Origin of the sequence: Corynebacterium sp. H78, from assembly GCF_037572275.1 — a bacterium.
Taxonomy (GTDB): domain Bacteria; phylum Actinomycetota; class Actinomycetes; order Mycobacteriales; family Mycobacteriaceae; genus Corynebacterium.
Genome location: NZ_JBBHKX010000002.1, coordinates 117,020 through 132,588, shown reverse-complemented (window position 1 = coordinate 132,588; position 15,569 = coordinate 117,020). Strand labels below are relative to the sequence as shown.

Annotated in this window: 8 protein-coding genes; 2 read left to right on the top strand and 6 right to left on the bottom strand. The window is 56.1% G+C overall.

The features are described 5' to 3' along the window. The first annotated feature begins 207 nt into the window (after positions 1-207). Positions 208-1,854, top strand: coding sequence for a bifunctional hydroxymethylpyrimidine kinase/phosphomethylpyrimidine kinase (locus WG934_RS01790; protein ID WP_339988462.1), 1,647 nt, complete (start codon positions 208-210; stop codon positions 1,852-1,854). A 96-nt stretch (positions 1,855-1,950) separates the two neighbouring features. Here WG934_RS01790 and tuf read toward each other — a convergent pair whose 3' ends face one another. From tuf to rpsL, 4 genes are all read right to left on the bottom strand, one after another. Beyond that, positions 1,951-3,141: an elongation factor Tu gene (gene tuf / locus WG934_RS01785; protein ID WP_339976961.1), complete on the bottom strand. Its 1,191-nt coding sequence runs from the start codon at positions 3,139-3,141 to the stop codon at positions 1,951-1,953. Between the two features lie 360 nt (positions 3,142-3,501). After that, positions 3,502-5,634: an elongation factor G gene (fusA, locus tag WG934_RS01780; protein WP_339976959.1), complete on the bottom strand. Its 2,133-nt coding sequence runs from the start codon at positions 5,632-5,634 to the stop codon at positions 3,502-3,504. Between the two features lie 127 nt (positions 5,635-5,761). Then, entirely contained in the window at positions 5,762-6,232 is a 471-nt protein-coding gene (gene rpsG, locus WG934_RS01775; protein WP_339976957.1) for a 30S ribosomal protein S7, read from the bottom strand. Positions 6,233-6,235: 3 nt separating this feature from the next. Continuing rightward, on the bottom strand, positions 6,236-6,607 hold the full coding sequence (gene rpsL / locus WG934_RS01770) for a 30S ribosomal protein S12 (RefSeq protein WP_339976956.1): 372 nt from the start codon (positions 6,605-6,607) through the stop codon (positions 6,236-6,238). Between the two features lie 447 nt (positions 6,608-7,054). Here rpsL and WG934_RS01765 point away from each other — a divergent pair, with 447 nt between their 5' ends. Beyond that, positions 7,055-7,762: a DUF1707 SHOCT-like domain-containing protein gene (locus WG934_RS01765; RefSeq protein WP_339988461.1), complete on the top strand. Its 708-nt coding sequence runs from the start codon at positions 7,055-7,057 to the stop codon at positions 7,760-7,762. Positions 7,763-7,832: 70 nt separating this feature from the next. On the opposite strand, the gene WG934_RS01760 is transcribed toward WG934_RS01765, so the two are convergent. Both WG934_RS01760 and rpoB read right to left on the bottom strand, forming a co-directional pair. Further along, positions 7,833-11,801, bottom strand: a complete 3,969-nt coding sequence (locus tag WG934_RS01760; RefSeq protein WP_339989210.1) for a DNA-directed RNA polymerase subunit beta' — start codon at positions 11,799-11,801, stop codon at positions 7,833-7,835. Positions 11,802-11,903: 102 nt separating this feature from the next. Then, the gene (gene rpoB, locus WG934_RS01755; RefSeq protein ID WP_339976952.1) at positions 11,904-15,392 is read right to left on the bottom strand and encodes a DNA-directed RNA polymerase subunit beta; all 3,489 of its coding nucleotides are present in this window, start codon (positions 15,390-15,392) and stop codon (positions 11,904-11,906) included. Positions 15,393-15,569: the final 177 nt, after the last annotated feature.

Sequence of the window (15,569 nt, the reverse complement as noted above, 5' to 3'; positions counted from 1 at the left end):
GCTGTTTGTTCGAACGCCTCCCAGCTCGAACCACTAGCTTTGCTAGCCTTTACCCAAGTGACATGGGGTGCGCACAGAGTTTTTTCACATCTTGCTTGCTCAAATGCAAAACGAACGCCCATTCTTCAATGGTCGGTGTAATTGGATAGCGCTGAGATTAGACCCGTTGAACCTGCTCTAGCTCGTACTAGCGAAGGAATCGTCAAAATGCCAAACAGTTTTAGCCCGCACGCCAATCCCCGCGATGGCAAACTGCCATCGATCCCCCGGGTGCTTTCCATCGCCGGCACCGACCCATCTGGTGGCGCCGGCATTCAAGCTGATTTGAAGTCCATCGGTGCAGCTGGCGGTTACGGCATGTCCGTCACCACTGCGCTGGTCGCACAGAATACCCAGGGAGTTCGCGAGATTTTTACTCCGCCACAGAGCTTCCTTACTAGTCAGCTCAATGCAGTTGGCGATGACATCACTATCGATGCTGTCAAGATCGGCATGTTGGGTGATGCCGAAACAACGCACACTGTTGAACAGTGGCTTTACCAAAATCCCGGCCCCATTGTTGTTCTCGATCCTGTGATGGTCGCGTCTAGCGGGGATTCACTGCTGGACCCCTCCGCTGAAGCCTCGGTACGAGAGTTGGCTGCCAAGGTTGACGTGATCGCACCGAATATTCCTGAGTTGGCGGTGCTCGTCGATAAGCAACCTGCGGCGGATCTGGAGGAGGCTATCGCGCAGGCTCTCGAATTTGCAGAGCGCACCGGTACCACCGTCCTGGTCAAGGGCGGCCACCTCGAGGGCAAGTGGGCCGACAATGCTGTGGTGACTGGCAACGGCAACGTTGAGCGCATCCCGACGGCACGGATTGAAACGAAGAACACCCACGGTACCGGGTGCTCGTTGTCTTCAGCATTGGCAACACGGCTGGGCATGGGCGAGACCGTTGCAGATGGTGCTCGTTGGGCAACCGAATGGTTGCACGATTCAATCTGGCACGCAGACAAGTTGCACGTCGGCAATGGCAATGGCCCTGTAGACCACTTCCATCAACTGCGGAGTGCCGCCGCTGCAGGTTCTGCGCGACCGTGGCTTCTGAACTCCTATATCACTAGCGCTCCGCAGCTTTCTGAGGACGAGCTGCCAGGTTACAGTCCTCGCATCAAACCTGCAGGCCCTTTCACCGAGGCATTGTGGAACGCTAGTGCACCGATCTGGAAGCAGATCTTGAGTTTAGAGTTCCTGCTTGAGCTTCGAGATGGCACGTTGAGCGATAGCTCGTTCACGTTCTACCTGCAGCAAGATGCGCACTTCCTCAAACAGTGTTCCCGAGCGCTGGCTATGATCTCGGCAAAGGCACCAGATTCCGCAGATCAGATCGCTTGGTCGAATACGTCTCACGAGGTACTAGCAGCTGAGGCGGAAATCCATCGGACCTGGCTCGGCGAACGAGACGGCAGCTTAGACAAGGTCGACATTTCTCATGACGAGTACCAAGATCATGCAAACTATCACGAGGCGTCACCGGTAACTCTCGCTTACACCAATATGCTTGCCGCGACGGTCAGCGTCCGTGACTACGTGGTTGGCGCCGCTGCGTTACTCCCCTACTACTGGGTATACGCCGAAGCTGCACTTCGATTGTCTGAACACAATCACGCTTGGCACCCATACTCGCAGTGGCTGAACCTCTACGGTGGCACCGATTTCGTAGAAAGCACGCAACTTGCGCTCGATCGCGTCGAACGCGCGATGGCAGCCGCGAACGAGCCCCAACGACGCTTGGCCACCCGCCACTATCTCTACGCCTTCATGCACGAACGCGAGTTCTTCGACCAGGCACATCGTCTACGCTGGTAGTTCGCGTGTGCTTGGCGACGTAGCCGTCGTCAAGCACTATGGCAAAAATCCCCGCTAGGAAAACCTAGCGGGGATTATTAGTGCGTAATCAGACGATTACTTGTTGATCTTGGTTACACGACCAGCACCAACGGTACGGCCACCCTCACGGATAGCGAAACGCAGGCCCTCGTCCATAGCAACTGGCTGGATCAGGGTGACGGACATGTCGACGTTGTCGCCTGGCATGACCATCTCGGTGCCCTCAGGAAGCTTCACAACACCGGTAACGTCGGTGGTACGGAAGTAGAACTGTGGGCGGTAGTTGTCGAAGAATGGGGTGTGGCGACCACCCTCGTCCTTGGACAGGATGTAGACAGAACCCTCGAACTCGGTGTGAGGGGTGTAAGCACCTGGCTTAGCGATAATCTGGCCACGCTCGATGTCTTCGCGCTTGATACCACGGAGCAGCAGACCACAGTTGTCGCCAGCTTCAGCGGAGTCGAGCAGCTTGCGGAACATCTCGATACCGGTAACGGTGGTGGTCTGAGACTTTTCCTTGATGCCAAGGATCTCGACCTCGTCGTTAACGTTCAGGGTACCGCGCTCAACACGACCGGTAGCAACGGTGCCACGACCGGTAATGGTGAAGATGTCCTCAACAGGCATGAGGAATGGCTTGTCGGTCTCACGAACTGGATCTGGGATGTTCTCGTCGCAAGCTTCCATGAGCTCAGCGATGGAGTCAACCCACTTCTCTTCGCCGTTCAGGGCGCCCAGAGCGGAGATGTGAACGATTGGAGCCTCTTCGTCGTAGTCCTGCTCAGCCAGAAGCTCGCGGACCTCCATCTCGACGAGCTCGATGATTTCCTCATCGTCAACCATGTCGCACTTGTTCAGTGCGACGAGGATGTATGGAACGCCAACCTGGCGAGCCAGGAGGACGTGCTCGCGGGTCTGTGGCATTGGGCCGTCGGTAGCTGCAACAACCAGGATAGCGCCGTCCATCTGGGCAGCACCGGTGATCATGTTCTTGATGTAGTCAGCGTGACCTGGTGCATCGACGTGAGCGTAGTGGCGCTTCTCCGTCTGGTACTCAACGTGGGAAACGTTGATGGTAATGCCACGTTCCTTCTCTTCCGGTGCCTTATCGATGGCATCGTAAGCGAAAGATTCGTTCAGCTCTGGGAACTTGTCAGCCAGAACCTTGGTGATGGCGGCGGTAGTGGTGGTCTTGCCGTGGTCAACGTGACCGATGGTACCGATGTTGACGTGCGGCTTCGTACGCTCGAACTTCGCCTTTGCCACTGTTAGTCCTCCTGGACGTCTAGGTGGCCACGACTCTCGCAGCCACAATTTTGTGGGTACCTACCCTATTGCTGTCATTGAACACCAGCGGAATCTGTATCGATTCCTTGCCGATCAATGCCGCACAGTTGAGTAAGTATATTTTTCACTGTGCCAGTTACTCGATACTAGGGCACATTACTAGTCAATTCCAAACTAGTACGTACCCCAAATGTGACGAGGTAACGGCCGGCAAATCACACCTACACTTTTTCTGCAGTTAAACAGCTGATCTTCGCTTCACGACGATCGTGTTGATGCAATTTGCGAGCCGCTACCCCGCTCCCCCGGCAGGGGAACGAGGAGCGATTCTTTAAGAAACTAAGCGCCGGTGCGCTCAGAAATGATTGCCTCTGCTACGGAGGATGGAACCTCAGCGTAGGAATCGAAGATCATGCTGTAGTTCGCACGACCCTGGGTCTTGGAGCGCAGGTCACCAACGTAGCCGAACATCTCGGACAGTGGAACCAGCGACTTAACGACCTTGACGCCAGCGCGGTCTTCCATGGAGTTAACCTGGCCACGGCGAGAGTTAATATCGCCGATAACCTCACCCATGTAATCCTCTGGAGTGACAACCTCGACTGCCATCATTGGCTCGAGCAGTACTGGCTTTGCCTTCTGTACTGCTTCCTTCAGGGCCTGCTGACCAGCGATCTTAAAGGCCATTTCCGAGGAGTCGACGTCGTGGTACTGACCGTCGAGAAGGGTTGCCTTGATGTTCACCAGTGGGTAACCAGCGACGGTACCGTACTGCATTGCATCCTGAATACCCTGGTCCACGGATGGGATGTATTCCTTTGGAACACGGCCACCGGTAACAGCATTCTCGAACAGGTAGGTAGCGTTTTCGCCTTCTTCCAGCTCATCGGAGCTTGGAGCGTATGGCTCCAGGGCGATGATGACCTTAGCGAACTGACCCGAACCACCGGTCTGCTTCTTGTGGGTGTACTCGTGCTTTTCGACAGGCTTGCGAATGGTTTCGCGGTAAGCAACCTGTGGAGCGCCCACGTTTGCCTCAACCTTGAATTCGCGCTTCATACGGTCGACAAGAACGTCGAGGTGAAGCTCGCCCATGCCGCCGATCACGGTCTGGCCGGTTTCGTCGTCAAGCTTAACGGTGAAGGTTGGGTCCTCTTCAGCGAGGCGCTGAATTGCGGTGCCCAGCTTCTCCTGGTCAGCCTTCGACTTTGGCTCGATTGCAACCGAGATCACTGGATCTGGGAAGCTCATAGACTCGAGAACAACGGGAGCGTCCATTGCACAGAGGGTGTCACCGGTGGTGGTGTCCTTCAGGCCAATGAATGCGTAGATGTTACCTGCGGTTGCTTCGTCGACAGGGTTCTCCTTGTTGGCGTGCATCTGGAAGAGCTTGCCAACGCGCTCCTTCTTGTCCTTCGTAGCGTTGAGAACCTGAGCACCTGGCTCAATAACGCCCGAGTAAACGCGGACGAAGGTCAGCTTGCCGAAGAATGGGTGAGCAGCAATCTTGAATGCAAGTGCAGAAAATGGCTCGTCGCGGGAAGGCTTACGAACCATGTCGACGTCCTCGTCGCCCATCTTGTGGCCGTGAACCTCGCCCACATCGAGTGGGGTTGGGAGGAAGTCAACAACAGCGTCGAGCAAAGGCTGGATGCCCTTGTTCTTGTACGCGGTACCACAGTAAACCGGGTAGATCTCGGAGTTCACAACCATCTTGCGGATGGCGCCCTTGATCTCGTCCATGGTCAGTTCTTCGCCGCCGAAGTACTTTTCCATGAGCTCTTCATCGGACTCTGCAACGGTCTCGATGAGCTTCTCGTGGTATTCCTGCGCCTTGTCAGCAAGCTCAGCAGGAATGTCAGTGACGGTAGCTTCGGTACCGATCTCGGTCTTGCCTGGCCACATCAGCGCCTTCATCTGCAGAAGGTCGACGACGCCGTCGAAGTCATCTTCTGCGCCGATTGGGAGCTGCATAACCAATGGCTTTGCACCCAAGCGGTCGACGATGGTGCCGACGGTGTACTCGAAGTCAGCGCCCAGCTTGTCCATCTTGTTGACGAAGCAAATACGTGGAACGTCGTACTTCTGAGCCTGGCGCCACACCTGCTCGGACTGAGGTTCAACGCCTTCCTTGCCGTCGAAGACTGCTACCGCACCATCGAGAACACGCAGGGAACGCTCAACCTCAACGGTGAAGTCAACGTGGCCTGGGGTGTCAATGATGTTGATCTGGTTGTCGTTCCAGAAACAGGTAACAGCAGCGGACGTAATGGTGATGCCGCGCTCCTTCTCCTGCTCCATCCAGTCAGTGGTAGCGCCACCGTCGTGGGTTTCGCCCACCTTACGGTTGATGCCCGTGTAGTACAGGATTCGCTCGGTCGTTGTCGTCTTACCAGCATCGATGTGAGCCATGATGCCGATATTGCGGACCTTGTGTAGGTCCTTCTTGACGGGAAGTGCACCTTCAGCCACTTGATTCCCCACTCGTTTCAGATCGTTTGGCGTTATTGGCTAACCGCTTTTCGGATAGCACATTAAACGCGGTCGGTCGGGTTGCTTTATCTATTTTGCCACCAATTGAACTTGGTGGCAGGTCGAACTACCAGCGGTAGTGAGCGAAGGCGCGGTTTGCCTCAGCCATCTTGTGAGTATCCTCACGACGCTTGACGGAAGCGCCAAGGCCGTTAGAAGCATCGAGGATCTCGTTAGCCAGACGCTCGGTCATGGTGTTCTCGCGACGCTGACGGGAGAACATGAGGAGCCAGCGAAGTGCCAGGGTGTTGCCACGACCTGGGCGAACCTCAACTGGAACCTGGTAGGTTGCGCCACCAACACGGCGGGAACGAACCTCAAGAGCAGGCTTTACGTTGTCGATCGCACGCTTCAGAGTGAGCACTGGATCGGTACCGGTCTTCTCGCGGCACTGCTCAAGTGCACCGTAGACGATGCGCTCAGCGGTGGACTTCTTACCGTCGATGAGGACCTTGTTGATGAGCTGGGATACCAGCGGGGAGCCGTAAACTGGATCGTTTACGACTGGGCGCTTTGGAGCGGGACCCTTACGTGGCATGGATTACTTCTCCTTCTTTGCGCCGTAGCGGGAGCGAGCCTGCTTGCGGTCCTTGACACCCTGGGTGTCGAGGGAACCACGGACGATCTTGTAGCGAACACCTGGGAGGTCCTTCACACGACCACCACGAACGAGCACCATGGAGTGCTCCTGCAGGTTGTGGCCCTCACCTGGAATGTATGCGGAGACCTCGATACCGGTGGTCAGACGCACACGAGCTACCTTACGAAGAGCAGAGTTTGGCTTCTTCGGGGTGGTGGTGTAGACGCGGGTGCAAACGCCGCGACGCTGTGGGGAGCCCTTCAGGGCTGCCGTCGACGTCGACGACTTCTTGTCATGGCGGCCCTTACGGACCAGCTGCTGAATAGTTGGCATGAAGCCTCTTTCTTCATTAAAGCCTCTACCAGTCGGCGTAATCCGTGGCGCACCGGCGCTGGAGGGGCGTTTTTAAACGTGCGGAACCCAGTCAGCCGCTCTCGCTGGCCTACTGGGCAAATGTCGTCATACTCCCAAATCATGTGGGACTAGGCAATAACAGTAGTGCAACCTGCAACAATCACCCAAAACGCCAGGTGAGAACACACGAATTTGCCCCACCTCGCTTCTTCAACATGCGTGTCGGTGTGCAATCTTTCGCCCATATTGCTATATGAAGCCGTCCATCTTCACTGCGATTTTTATCCCCACGCTATGGATTCCATTACTTCTTTTCACTATCTCTACCTAGGCTTCAGCATTTGTGAACTTGTAGCCGGAGCCGTTGATTTCCTCGACGATCTGTACGACCCGTCAAAGACTTCACTGCGACCGTAAACTGAAGGCATGGACACCCCTCCACTCCGCGCCAGTGACGTACAACGTCGTCGTGTAGCAGAAGAGCTCGCCCGCGCACTAGAACGCGGGCAGCTGACCTTGACCGAATTCGAAGAACGTACCGACAAGGTGTGGAAGACCACCTTGACAAAAGATCTGGGCACTGTCCTTGAAGATCTCGTACCAGACCCTCTTCGAATCCTTGATCAGGAACCTAGCCAGTACCCCTACCCTGTCGCACGGCAAGATGATGCCATTGAGGGTCGGTCCACCTCAATGGATCCTTATACCAACCGAGATCTCGCCGCCGTCGCGAAAGCTCATGTGACAAACGAACCTGGCGGTTCCAGCCTCTCGGTTGCCATCATGTTTGGCTCCGAGCAAGCCGGCGATTGGATCATTGACCCTCGACATACGGCTGTGGCGATTATGGGCGGCATTTCGTTGGACTTGCGACGCGCTCGTTTATCGTCCGCTCACACCGAAATTTTTGCCGTCGCAATTATGGGTGGAATCGAAGTAATTATCCCCGAAGACATTCGACTAAGAGTCACTGGCCAGGGCATTATGGGCGGATTTGGCTCCACAACAGCCAACACTGTCACCATTGCTGGCCACGAACTTCCACCAGATGCGCCAGAAGTTATCATTCGTGGTGTTGCAATCATGGGTGGCGTGGAAGTCACCCGCGTACCACGTAGAAAGCTCGAGTCCTAGACTCACACTTACATAGCAAAGCACCCCAGCTCCGTTTTAGGAACCGGGGTGCTTCATGCTTTACGACGAACTACTCGTAGGTAGGCAGATCGTCCAAAGGTACTGCACGGCCGACTGGCTCTGCACCGTAAGTGTCTTCAGCGCCGTAGAAGCCCTCGCCAAGCGATGCGAACGGAGCCGCTGCCTGACGTGCTGCCTCTTCGGTCGGCTCAACCGAGATGTTGCGGTAGCGGTTAATACCGGTACCAGCTGGGATGAGCTTACCGATGATGACGTTCTCCTTGAGACCGATCAACTTATCGGAGCGCTTGTTGATTGCTGCATCGGTCAGGACACGAGTGGTCTCCTGGAACGAAGCCGCGGACAACCAGGACTCAGTCGCGAGCGATGCCTTGGTAATACCCATGAGCTCGAGACGCATCTGTACGGCCTTGCCACCTTCAGCCACAGCCTTTCGAGAAGCAGCCATAGCCTCGGAGTGTTCAACCAAGGAACCAGGCAGGAACTCGCTGTCACCGGACTCGATGACAGTCACGCGACGCAGCATCTGGCGAACAATAACCTCGATGTGCTTGTCGTGAATAGCTACACCCTGGTCACGGTAGACCGACTGAACTTCTTCAATCAGGTGACGCTGCACTCCACGACGTCCGCGAACTGTGAGAACCTCGTGCGGATCGGCTGCACCCTTCATGAGCTGGTCGCCGGAACGAACCTTATCGCCGGTCTCCAGTGCACGAATACGGTCGCCAGCGTGGATCTCGGCAAGACCCTGACGCTTGGACAGCTTCTCGTACACGACATCTTCCGAACCGTCGTCAGGTTCGATGGTCAGCGTGTAGAAGTGCTCGTCCGATTCCAGGCGAACAGTGCCGTCGACCGTTGCCAGTGGAGCCTTGTTCTTTGGCACGCGTGCCTCGAACAGTTCCTGAACACGTGGCAGACCACCGGTAATGTCGCCACCGACACCACCCTGGTGGAACGTACGCATGGTCAGCTGGGTACCCGGCTCACCAATCGACTGAGCTGCAACAATACCGACAGCCTCGCCAATGTCAACGGTCTTACCCGTTGCCATGGAACGGCCGTAGCACTTGGCACAGACACCCGTTGGAGTCGTACAGGTCAGAACCGAGCGGACCCGGATCTTCTCGATGCCCTTGTTGAGCATCAGCGTGACATCTTCATCGTTAATGTCGTGGCCCTCAGGCAAAACAACATTGCCCTCAGAGTCAACTACATCGGCCGCGAGGATACGCGCGATCGCGGACGTTTCAATGTACTTGGCACGACGCAGCTCACCAGTAGGTTCGCCCGAAGCATCCAACACTGGAACGCCAATCTCGACATCGACACCGTGGTTGGTGCCACAGTCGTCCTCACGCACGATGACGTCCTGGGCGACGTCAACAAGACGACGCGTCAAGTAACCGGAGTCTGCGGTACGCAGCGCGGTATCTGCCAGGCCCTTACGGGAACCGTGGGAGTTGTTGAAGTACTCGAGAACCGACAGACCTTCACGGAAGGAGGTCTTAATTGGGCGAGTGATGTACTCACCACGTGGGTTCGTCACCATGCCCTTCATGCCAGCCAGGGAGTGAATCTGGCCCATGTTACCGGCAGCGCCCGACTTCACGATCATCGGAATTGGGTTGTCGTCTGGGTACAGAGCTTCAACCTTTTCGCCGACCTCGGCGGTAGCAGCCTTCCACAGGTTAACCAGCGATTCGTGACGCTCAGCAGCGGATAGCTTACCGCGGCGGAACTTCTTCTCGACGGTGACAGCTTTCGCTTCGTACTCGTTCAGGATCTCTCGCTTGTTAGGGAGAACCAAAACGTCCGACATGGCAATGGTCACACCGGAACGCGTAGCCCAATAGAAGCCCGCATCCTTCAGCTTGTCGACGGTCTGTGCGACCGTAATCATTGGGTAGCGCGCAGCGAGGTCGTTAATGATTGCAGCCTGTGGCTTCTTACTCATGACGCCTTCGACGTATGGGTAGTTCCATGGCAGCAATTCGTTGAACATGACACGACCCAGGGTGGTACGTGCAGTCCAGACCTGACCCTTTTCCCATCCATCTGGGAACTGCTCAGCTTCAATGTCAGCTGGCGGACGCAGGTGCGAAATACGAACCTTGATTGGCGACTGCAGACCGATGGCACCGGAGTCCATAGCCATGATCGCTTCCGCTGGAGATTCGTAAATACCCTGCTCTGGAGCGTCTGCGGATGCTTCCTGGTAACCGCCAGGAAGTTCAGCCTTCTCCAGGGTCAGGAAGTACAAACCGGTGACCATGTCCAGACGTGGCATAGCCAGTGGCTTACCGGATGCTGGCGACAAAATGTTGTTCGACGACAGCATCAGGATGCGGGCTTCAGCCTGAGCTTCAGCAGACAGAGGCAAGTGAACTGCCATCTGGTCACCGTCGAAGTCAGCGTTGAATGCTTCACATGCCAGTGGGTGCAGCTGAATAGCCTTACCCTCGACCAAGACTGGCTCGAATGCCTGGATACCCAGACGGTGCAGCGTTGGTGCACGGTTCAGCATCACTGGGTGGCCAGTAATGACATCTTCGAGAACGTCCCACACCTCTGGGCGCTGACGCTCGACCATGCGCTTCGCAGACTTAATGTTCTGCGCGTAGCTCTTTGCAACAAGCTCCTTCATGACGAAAGGCTTGAACAGCTCGAGAGCCATCAGCTTTGGCAGACCACACTGGTGCAGCTTGAGCTGTGGACCAACGATAATTACCGAACGGCCAGAGTAGTCAACACGCTTACCCAGCAAGTTCTGACGGAAACGACCCTGCTTACCCTTCAGCAGATCCGAGAGAGACTTCAGCGGACGGTTGCCTGGGCCGGTGACCGGACGACCGCGACGACCATTGTCGAACAGGGCGTCAACGGACTCTTGCAACATGCGCTTCTCGTTGTTCACGATGATCTCTGGAGCACCCAGGTCGATCATGCGCTTCAAACGATTGTTGCGGTTGATGACACGACGGTAGAGGTCATTCAAGTCGGACGTCGCAAAGCGACCACCGTCGAGCTGAACCATTGGGCGCAACTCAGGTGGGATGACTGGGATGCAGTCAAGCACCATGGCGGCTGGGTCATTCTTGGATTGCAGGAATGCAGCGACGACCTTCAGACGCTTCAGTGCACGCATCTTCTTCTGGCCCTTGCCGTCGCGAATGATCTCGCGCAGCTCAACAGCCTCAGCTTCGAGGTCGAAGTTGCGGATCAGGGTCTGAATAGCTTCAGCACCCATACCACCGGTGAAGTAGTCCTCGTAACGGTCGACGAGCTCGGTGTAAATCGACTCATCAATGATCATCTGCTTTGGCTCAAGCTTGATGAAGGTGTTCCAGATTTCATCCAGACGATCGAGCTCACGCTGAGCACGCTCACGAATGTGGCGCATTTCGCGTTCCGCTGCGTTCTGTACCTTCTTACGAGCATCAGCCTTCGCACCAGCAGCTTCAAGCTCAGCCAGGTCCTGTTCCAGAACCTGAGCACGCTCTGCCAGCTCCTGGTCGCGGTCATCCTCGACCATCTTCTTGTCGACGAGCATGTCAGCTTCGAGGGTCGTCTGATCGTTATGACGAGCCTCTTCATCGACGGAAGTGATGATGTTAGCCGCGAAGTAAATGATCTTTTCCAGATCCTTCGGAGCCAAGTCCAGGAGGTAACCAAGGCGGCTAGGCACGCCCTTGAAGTACCAAATATGGGTTACTGGAGCGGCGAGCTCGATGTGGCCCATGCGCTCACGACGAACCTTAGACTTGGTGACTTCTACACCACAGCGCTCACAGATAATGCCCTTGAAGCGGACGCGCTTGTACTTACCACAAGCACATTCCCAGTCACGGGTAGGTCCGAAGATGCGCTCACAGAAAAGGCCGTCCTTTTCTGGCTTGAGCGTGCGGTAGTTAATCGTCTCTGGCTTCTTGACCTCACCGCGCGACCAGCGGCGAATGTCGTCAGCGGTGGCGAGTCCAATACGGAGCTCGTCAAAGTTGTTGACGTCGAGCACCTGTTTTCCCTTTCCTTCCGCGGTATTCACATTGCGGAGGTTTTCTTACGTTTTGAGTATGTATGGGCTTTCGTGCGTGAGGGCGCGCCTCACTGGTACGGACTAAGCCGTATCAGCGTCGGTGCGCTCGTCACGTGACAGGTTGATACCCAGAGACGCAGTTGCATGATCAAGTTCGTCGTCATCCGAAGAACCGAGCTCAACTGGTACGCCATCAGCCGAGAGAACCTCGACATTCAGACACAGAGACTGGAGCTCCTTCAAGAGCACCTTGAACGACTCCGGAATACCTGGATCCGGAATGTTGTCTCCCTTAACAATTGCTTCGTAGACCTTCACGCGGCCGACCACGTCGTCAGACTTGATGGTCAGAAGTTCCTGCAGGGTGTATGCAGCACCGTATGCCTGCATTGCCCACACTTCCATTTCACCGAAGCGCTGACCACCGAACTGTGCCTTACCACCCAGCGGCTGCTGGGTAATCATGGAGTACGGGCCAGTGGAACGTGCGTGAATCTTCTCGTCGACCAAGTGGTGCAGCTTCAGCATGTACATGTAGCCAACAGACACTGGGAATGGGAACTTCTCACCCGAGCGACCGTCGAACAAGGTTGCCTTGCCGTCTGCATTCACCATCACGTCGCCGTCGCGGTTTGGACGCGAGGACGCAAGCAGACCTGCGAGCTCCTCGTTCTCCGCGCCGTCGAACACTGGCGTTGCGACGAGAGAGTCAGCTGGCACATCGTGCAGTTCTGCCGGCAGGCGCTTTGCCCAATCCGGATCGCCGTCGATGGTCCAGCCAGCCTTCGCCAGCCAGCCGAGGTGAACTTCCAGAACCTGGCCGATGTTCATACGACGAGGAACACCGTGCGTGTTCAGGATGATGTCAACTGGCGTGCCATCTGGAAGGAATGGCATGTCTTCCTGAGGCAGAATCTTGCCGATAACACCCTTGTTACCGTGACGACCTGCCATCTTATCGCCGTCCTGAATTTTGCGCTTCTGTGCCACGTAGACACGAATCATCTCGTTGACGCCAGGAGCCAAGTCGTCGTCGTCTTCGCGCGAGAACACGCGAACACCAATGACCTTGCCGGACTCGCCGTGTGGAACACGCATCGAAGTATCGCGAACTTCACGGGACTTCTCGCCAAAGATCGCACGGAGCAGGCGCTCTTCTGGAGTCAGCTCCGTCTCACCCTTAGGGGTGGTCTTTGCGACGAGGATGTCGCCATCGCGAACGTCAGCACCAATACGCACAATGCCGCGCTCGTCGAGGTCCTTCAGCATCTCTTCGGATGCGTTAGGAATGTCGCGAGTGATTTCCTCCGGCCCCAGCTTCGTGTCACGAGCGTCGATCTCGTGCTCTTCGATGTGGATGGAGGTCAGGATGTCTTCTTCAACCATGCGCTGGTTGAGGATGATGGCGTCCTCGTAGTTGTGGCCTTCCCATGGCATGAATGCCACGAGCAGGTTCTTACCGAGAGCCATTTCACCGTTATCGGTGCCTGGGCCGTCCGCAATGACCTGACCTTCAAGAACACGATCGCCTTCGTCAACCAAAGGCTTCTGGTTGTAGCAGGTGCCCTGGTTGGTGCGTTCGAACTTGCGAAGCAGGAAGGTGTGGCGCTGACCGGAATCATCCATGATGGTGATGAAGTCAGCGGTGACGGTCTCTACTGCGCCGTCGCAAGGTGCGATGACAACGTCGCCAGCATCGTATGCGGCGCGCTGCTCCATGCCGGTACCGACAAATGGGGCTTCGGAACGCAGCAGTGGCACAGCCTGACGCTGCATGTTCGCACCCATGAGGGCACGGTTAGCATCGTCATGCTCGAGGAATGGAATCATTGCGGTAGCGACCGACACCATCTGGCGAGGAGACACGTCCAGGTAGTCAACCTCGGAAGCGCGGACCGACTCGACGTCGCCACCCTTCTTACGAACCGACAGGGTCTCCTGAACGAACTGACCGTTTTCGTCGATAGGCGTGTTTGCCTGTGCGACGACGTAGCGGTCCTCTTCATCAGCGGTCAGGTAATCGACGTCATCGGTGATGCGTCCGTCGACAACGCGACGGTAAGGAGTCTCGATGAAACCGAATGGGTTCACTCGTGCGTACACGGACAGCGAACCAATCAGACCAATGTTTGGACCTTCTGGGGTCTCAATTGGGCACATACGACCGTAGTGCGATGGGTGCACGTCTCGAACTTCGAGGCCAGCACGCTCACGCGACAGACCGCCTGGGCCAAGAGCCGACAGACGACGCTTGTGGGTCAAGCCCGACAGCGAGTTGTTCTGATCCATGAACTGCGACAGCTGCGAAGTACCGAAGAACTCACGGATAGCTGCGGAGACTGGGCGAACGTTGATCAGCGTGGTTGGCTGGATCGACTCGACGTCCTGCGTGGTCATGCGCTCACGAACGACGCGCTCCATACGGGACAGACCAACACGAACCTGATTCTGAATCAGCTCGCCGACAGTACGCAGACGACGGTTACCGAAGTGGTCGATGTCGTCGACCTCAACTGGAACCTCTACGCCGTCTGGCGAGGTCATGGTCTTCTCACCTTCGTGCAAACGCACGAGGTACTCGATAGTGGTAGCGATGTCCTGCTCGGTGAGCACCATCTCACCTACAGCGTCGCCGCCGAGGCCCAGCTTACGGTTGACCTTGTAGCGACCAACCTTTGCCAGGTCGTAGCGCTTTGGTTTGAAGAAGTTATTCTCCAGCAGTGCCAGCGCGGACTCACGCGTTGGTGGCTCGCCTGGGCGCTGCTTGCGGTAGATCTCGAGCAGAGCTTCGTCGGTGTTAGCGACGCCGTCCTTCTCCAGAGTCGACATCATGATCTCAGAGAAGCCGAAGCGCTCCTTGATCTCTTCGGTGGTCCAACCAAAAGCTTTCAGCAGCACAGTGACTGGCTGACGACGCTTACGGTCGATGCGAACGCCGACGGTGTCCCGCTTGTCGACGTCGAACTCGAGCCACGCACCACGTGAAGGGATAATCTTCACTGCGTGGAGCGGACGCTCGGTGGACTTGTCGATGGTCTCGTCAAAGTACACGCCCGGCGAACGGACGAGCTGAGACACAACGACACGTTCGGTGCCGTTGACGATGAATGTGCCCTTACCGGTCATCATTGGGAAATCACCAATGAAAACGGTCTGGCTCTTAATTTCACCGGTCTCGCGGTTGGTGAACTCTGCGGTCACATACAGTGGCGCCGAGTAATTGATGTCCTTGTCCTTGGATTCATCAACGGTGTTCTTCACATCGTCGAACCATGGATCTGACAAAGTCAGAGACATCTTCCCCGAGTAGTCCTCAATTGGGGACAATTCTTCCAGGATGTCTTCGAGGCCGCTTGTTACACGTGCCTCTTCGCCTAGCTCTTCTTGTCGACGAGCACGCCACTCGGGCGTGCCAATGAGCCATGCGAAAGATTCACGCTGCAAATCAAGAAGACCAGGAACCGCAATTGGCTCGCTGATCTTCGCAAACGAGAACCTCTTCGAAGCTCCGGGAATACCGGTAACTGCCTTGGTCTGGCGGGAGACTGCCAAGATGCGTCCTTCCAGCACCTCACGCGGTGAGCAACCAAAAACCCCATTGGTTAGCCCGCCCGCTTGGTTTATACGCGTATTAGTTGCAGGAATTGGGAGCGCGTGTTGGTCGATCTCAACGCGAAAAGGGCGGAAAAAACGTTGTGTTTTACCCGCAAATTTCAGCTTTAAAGCCCGTCCAGACACACTAATTCC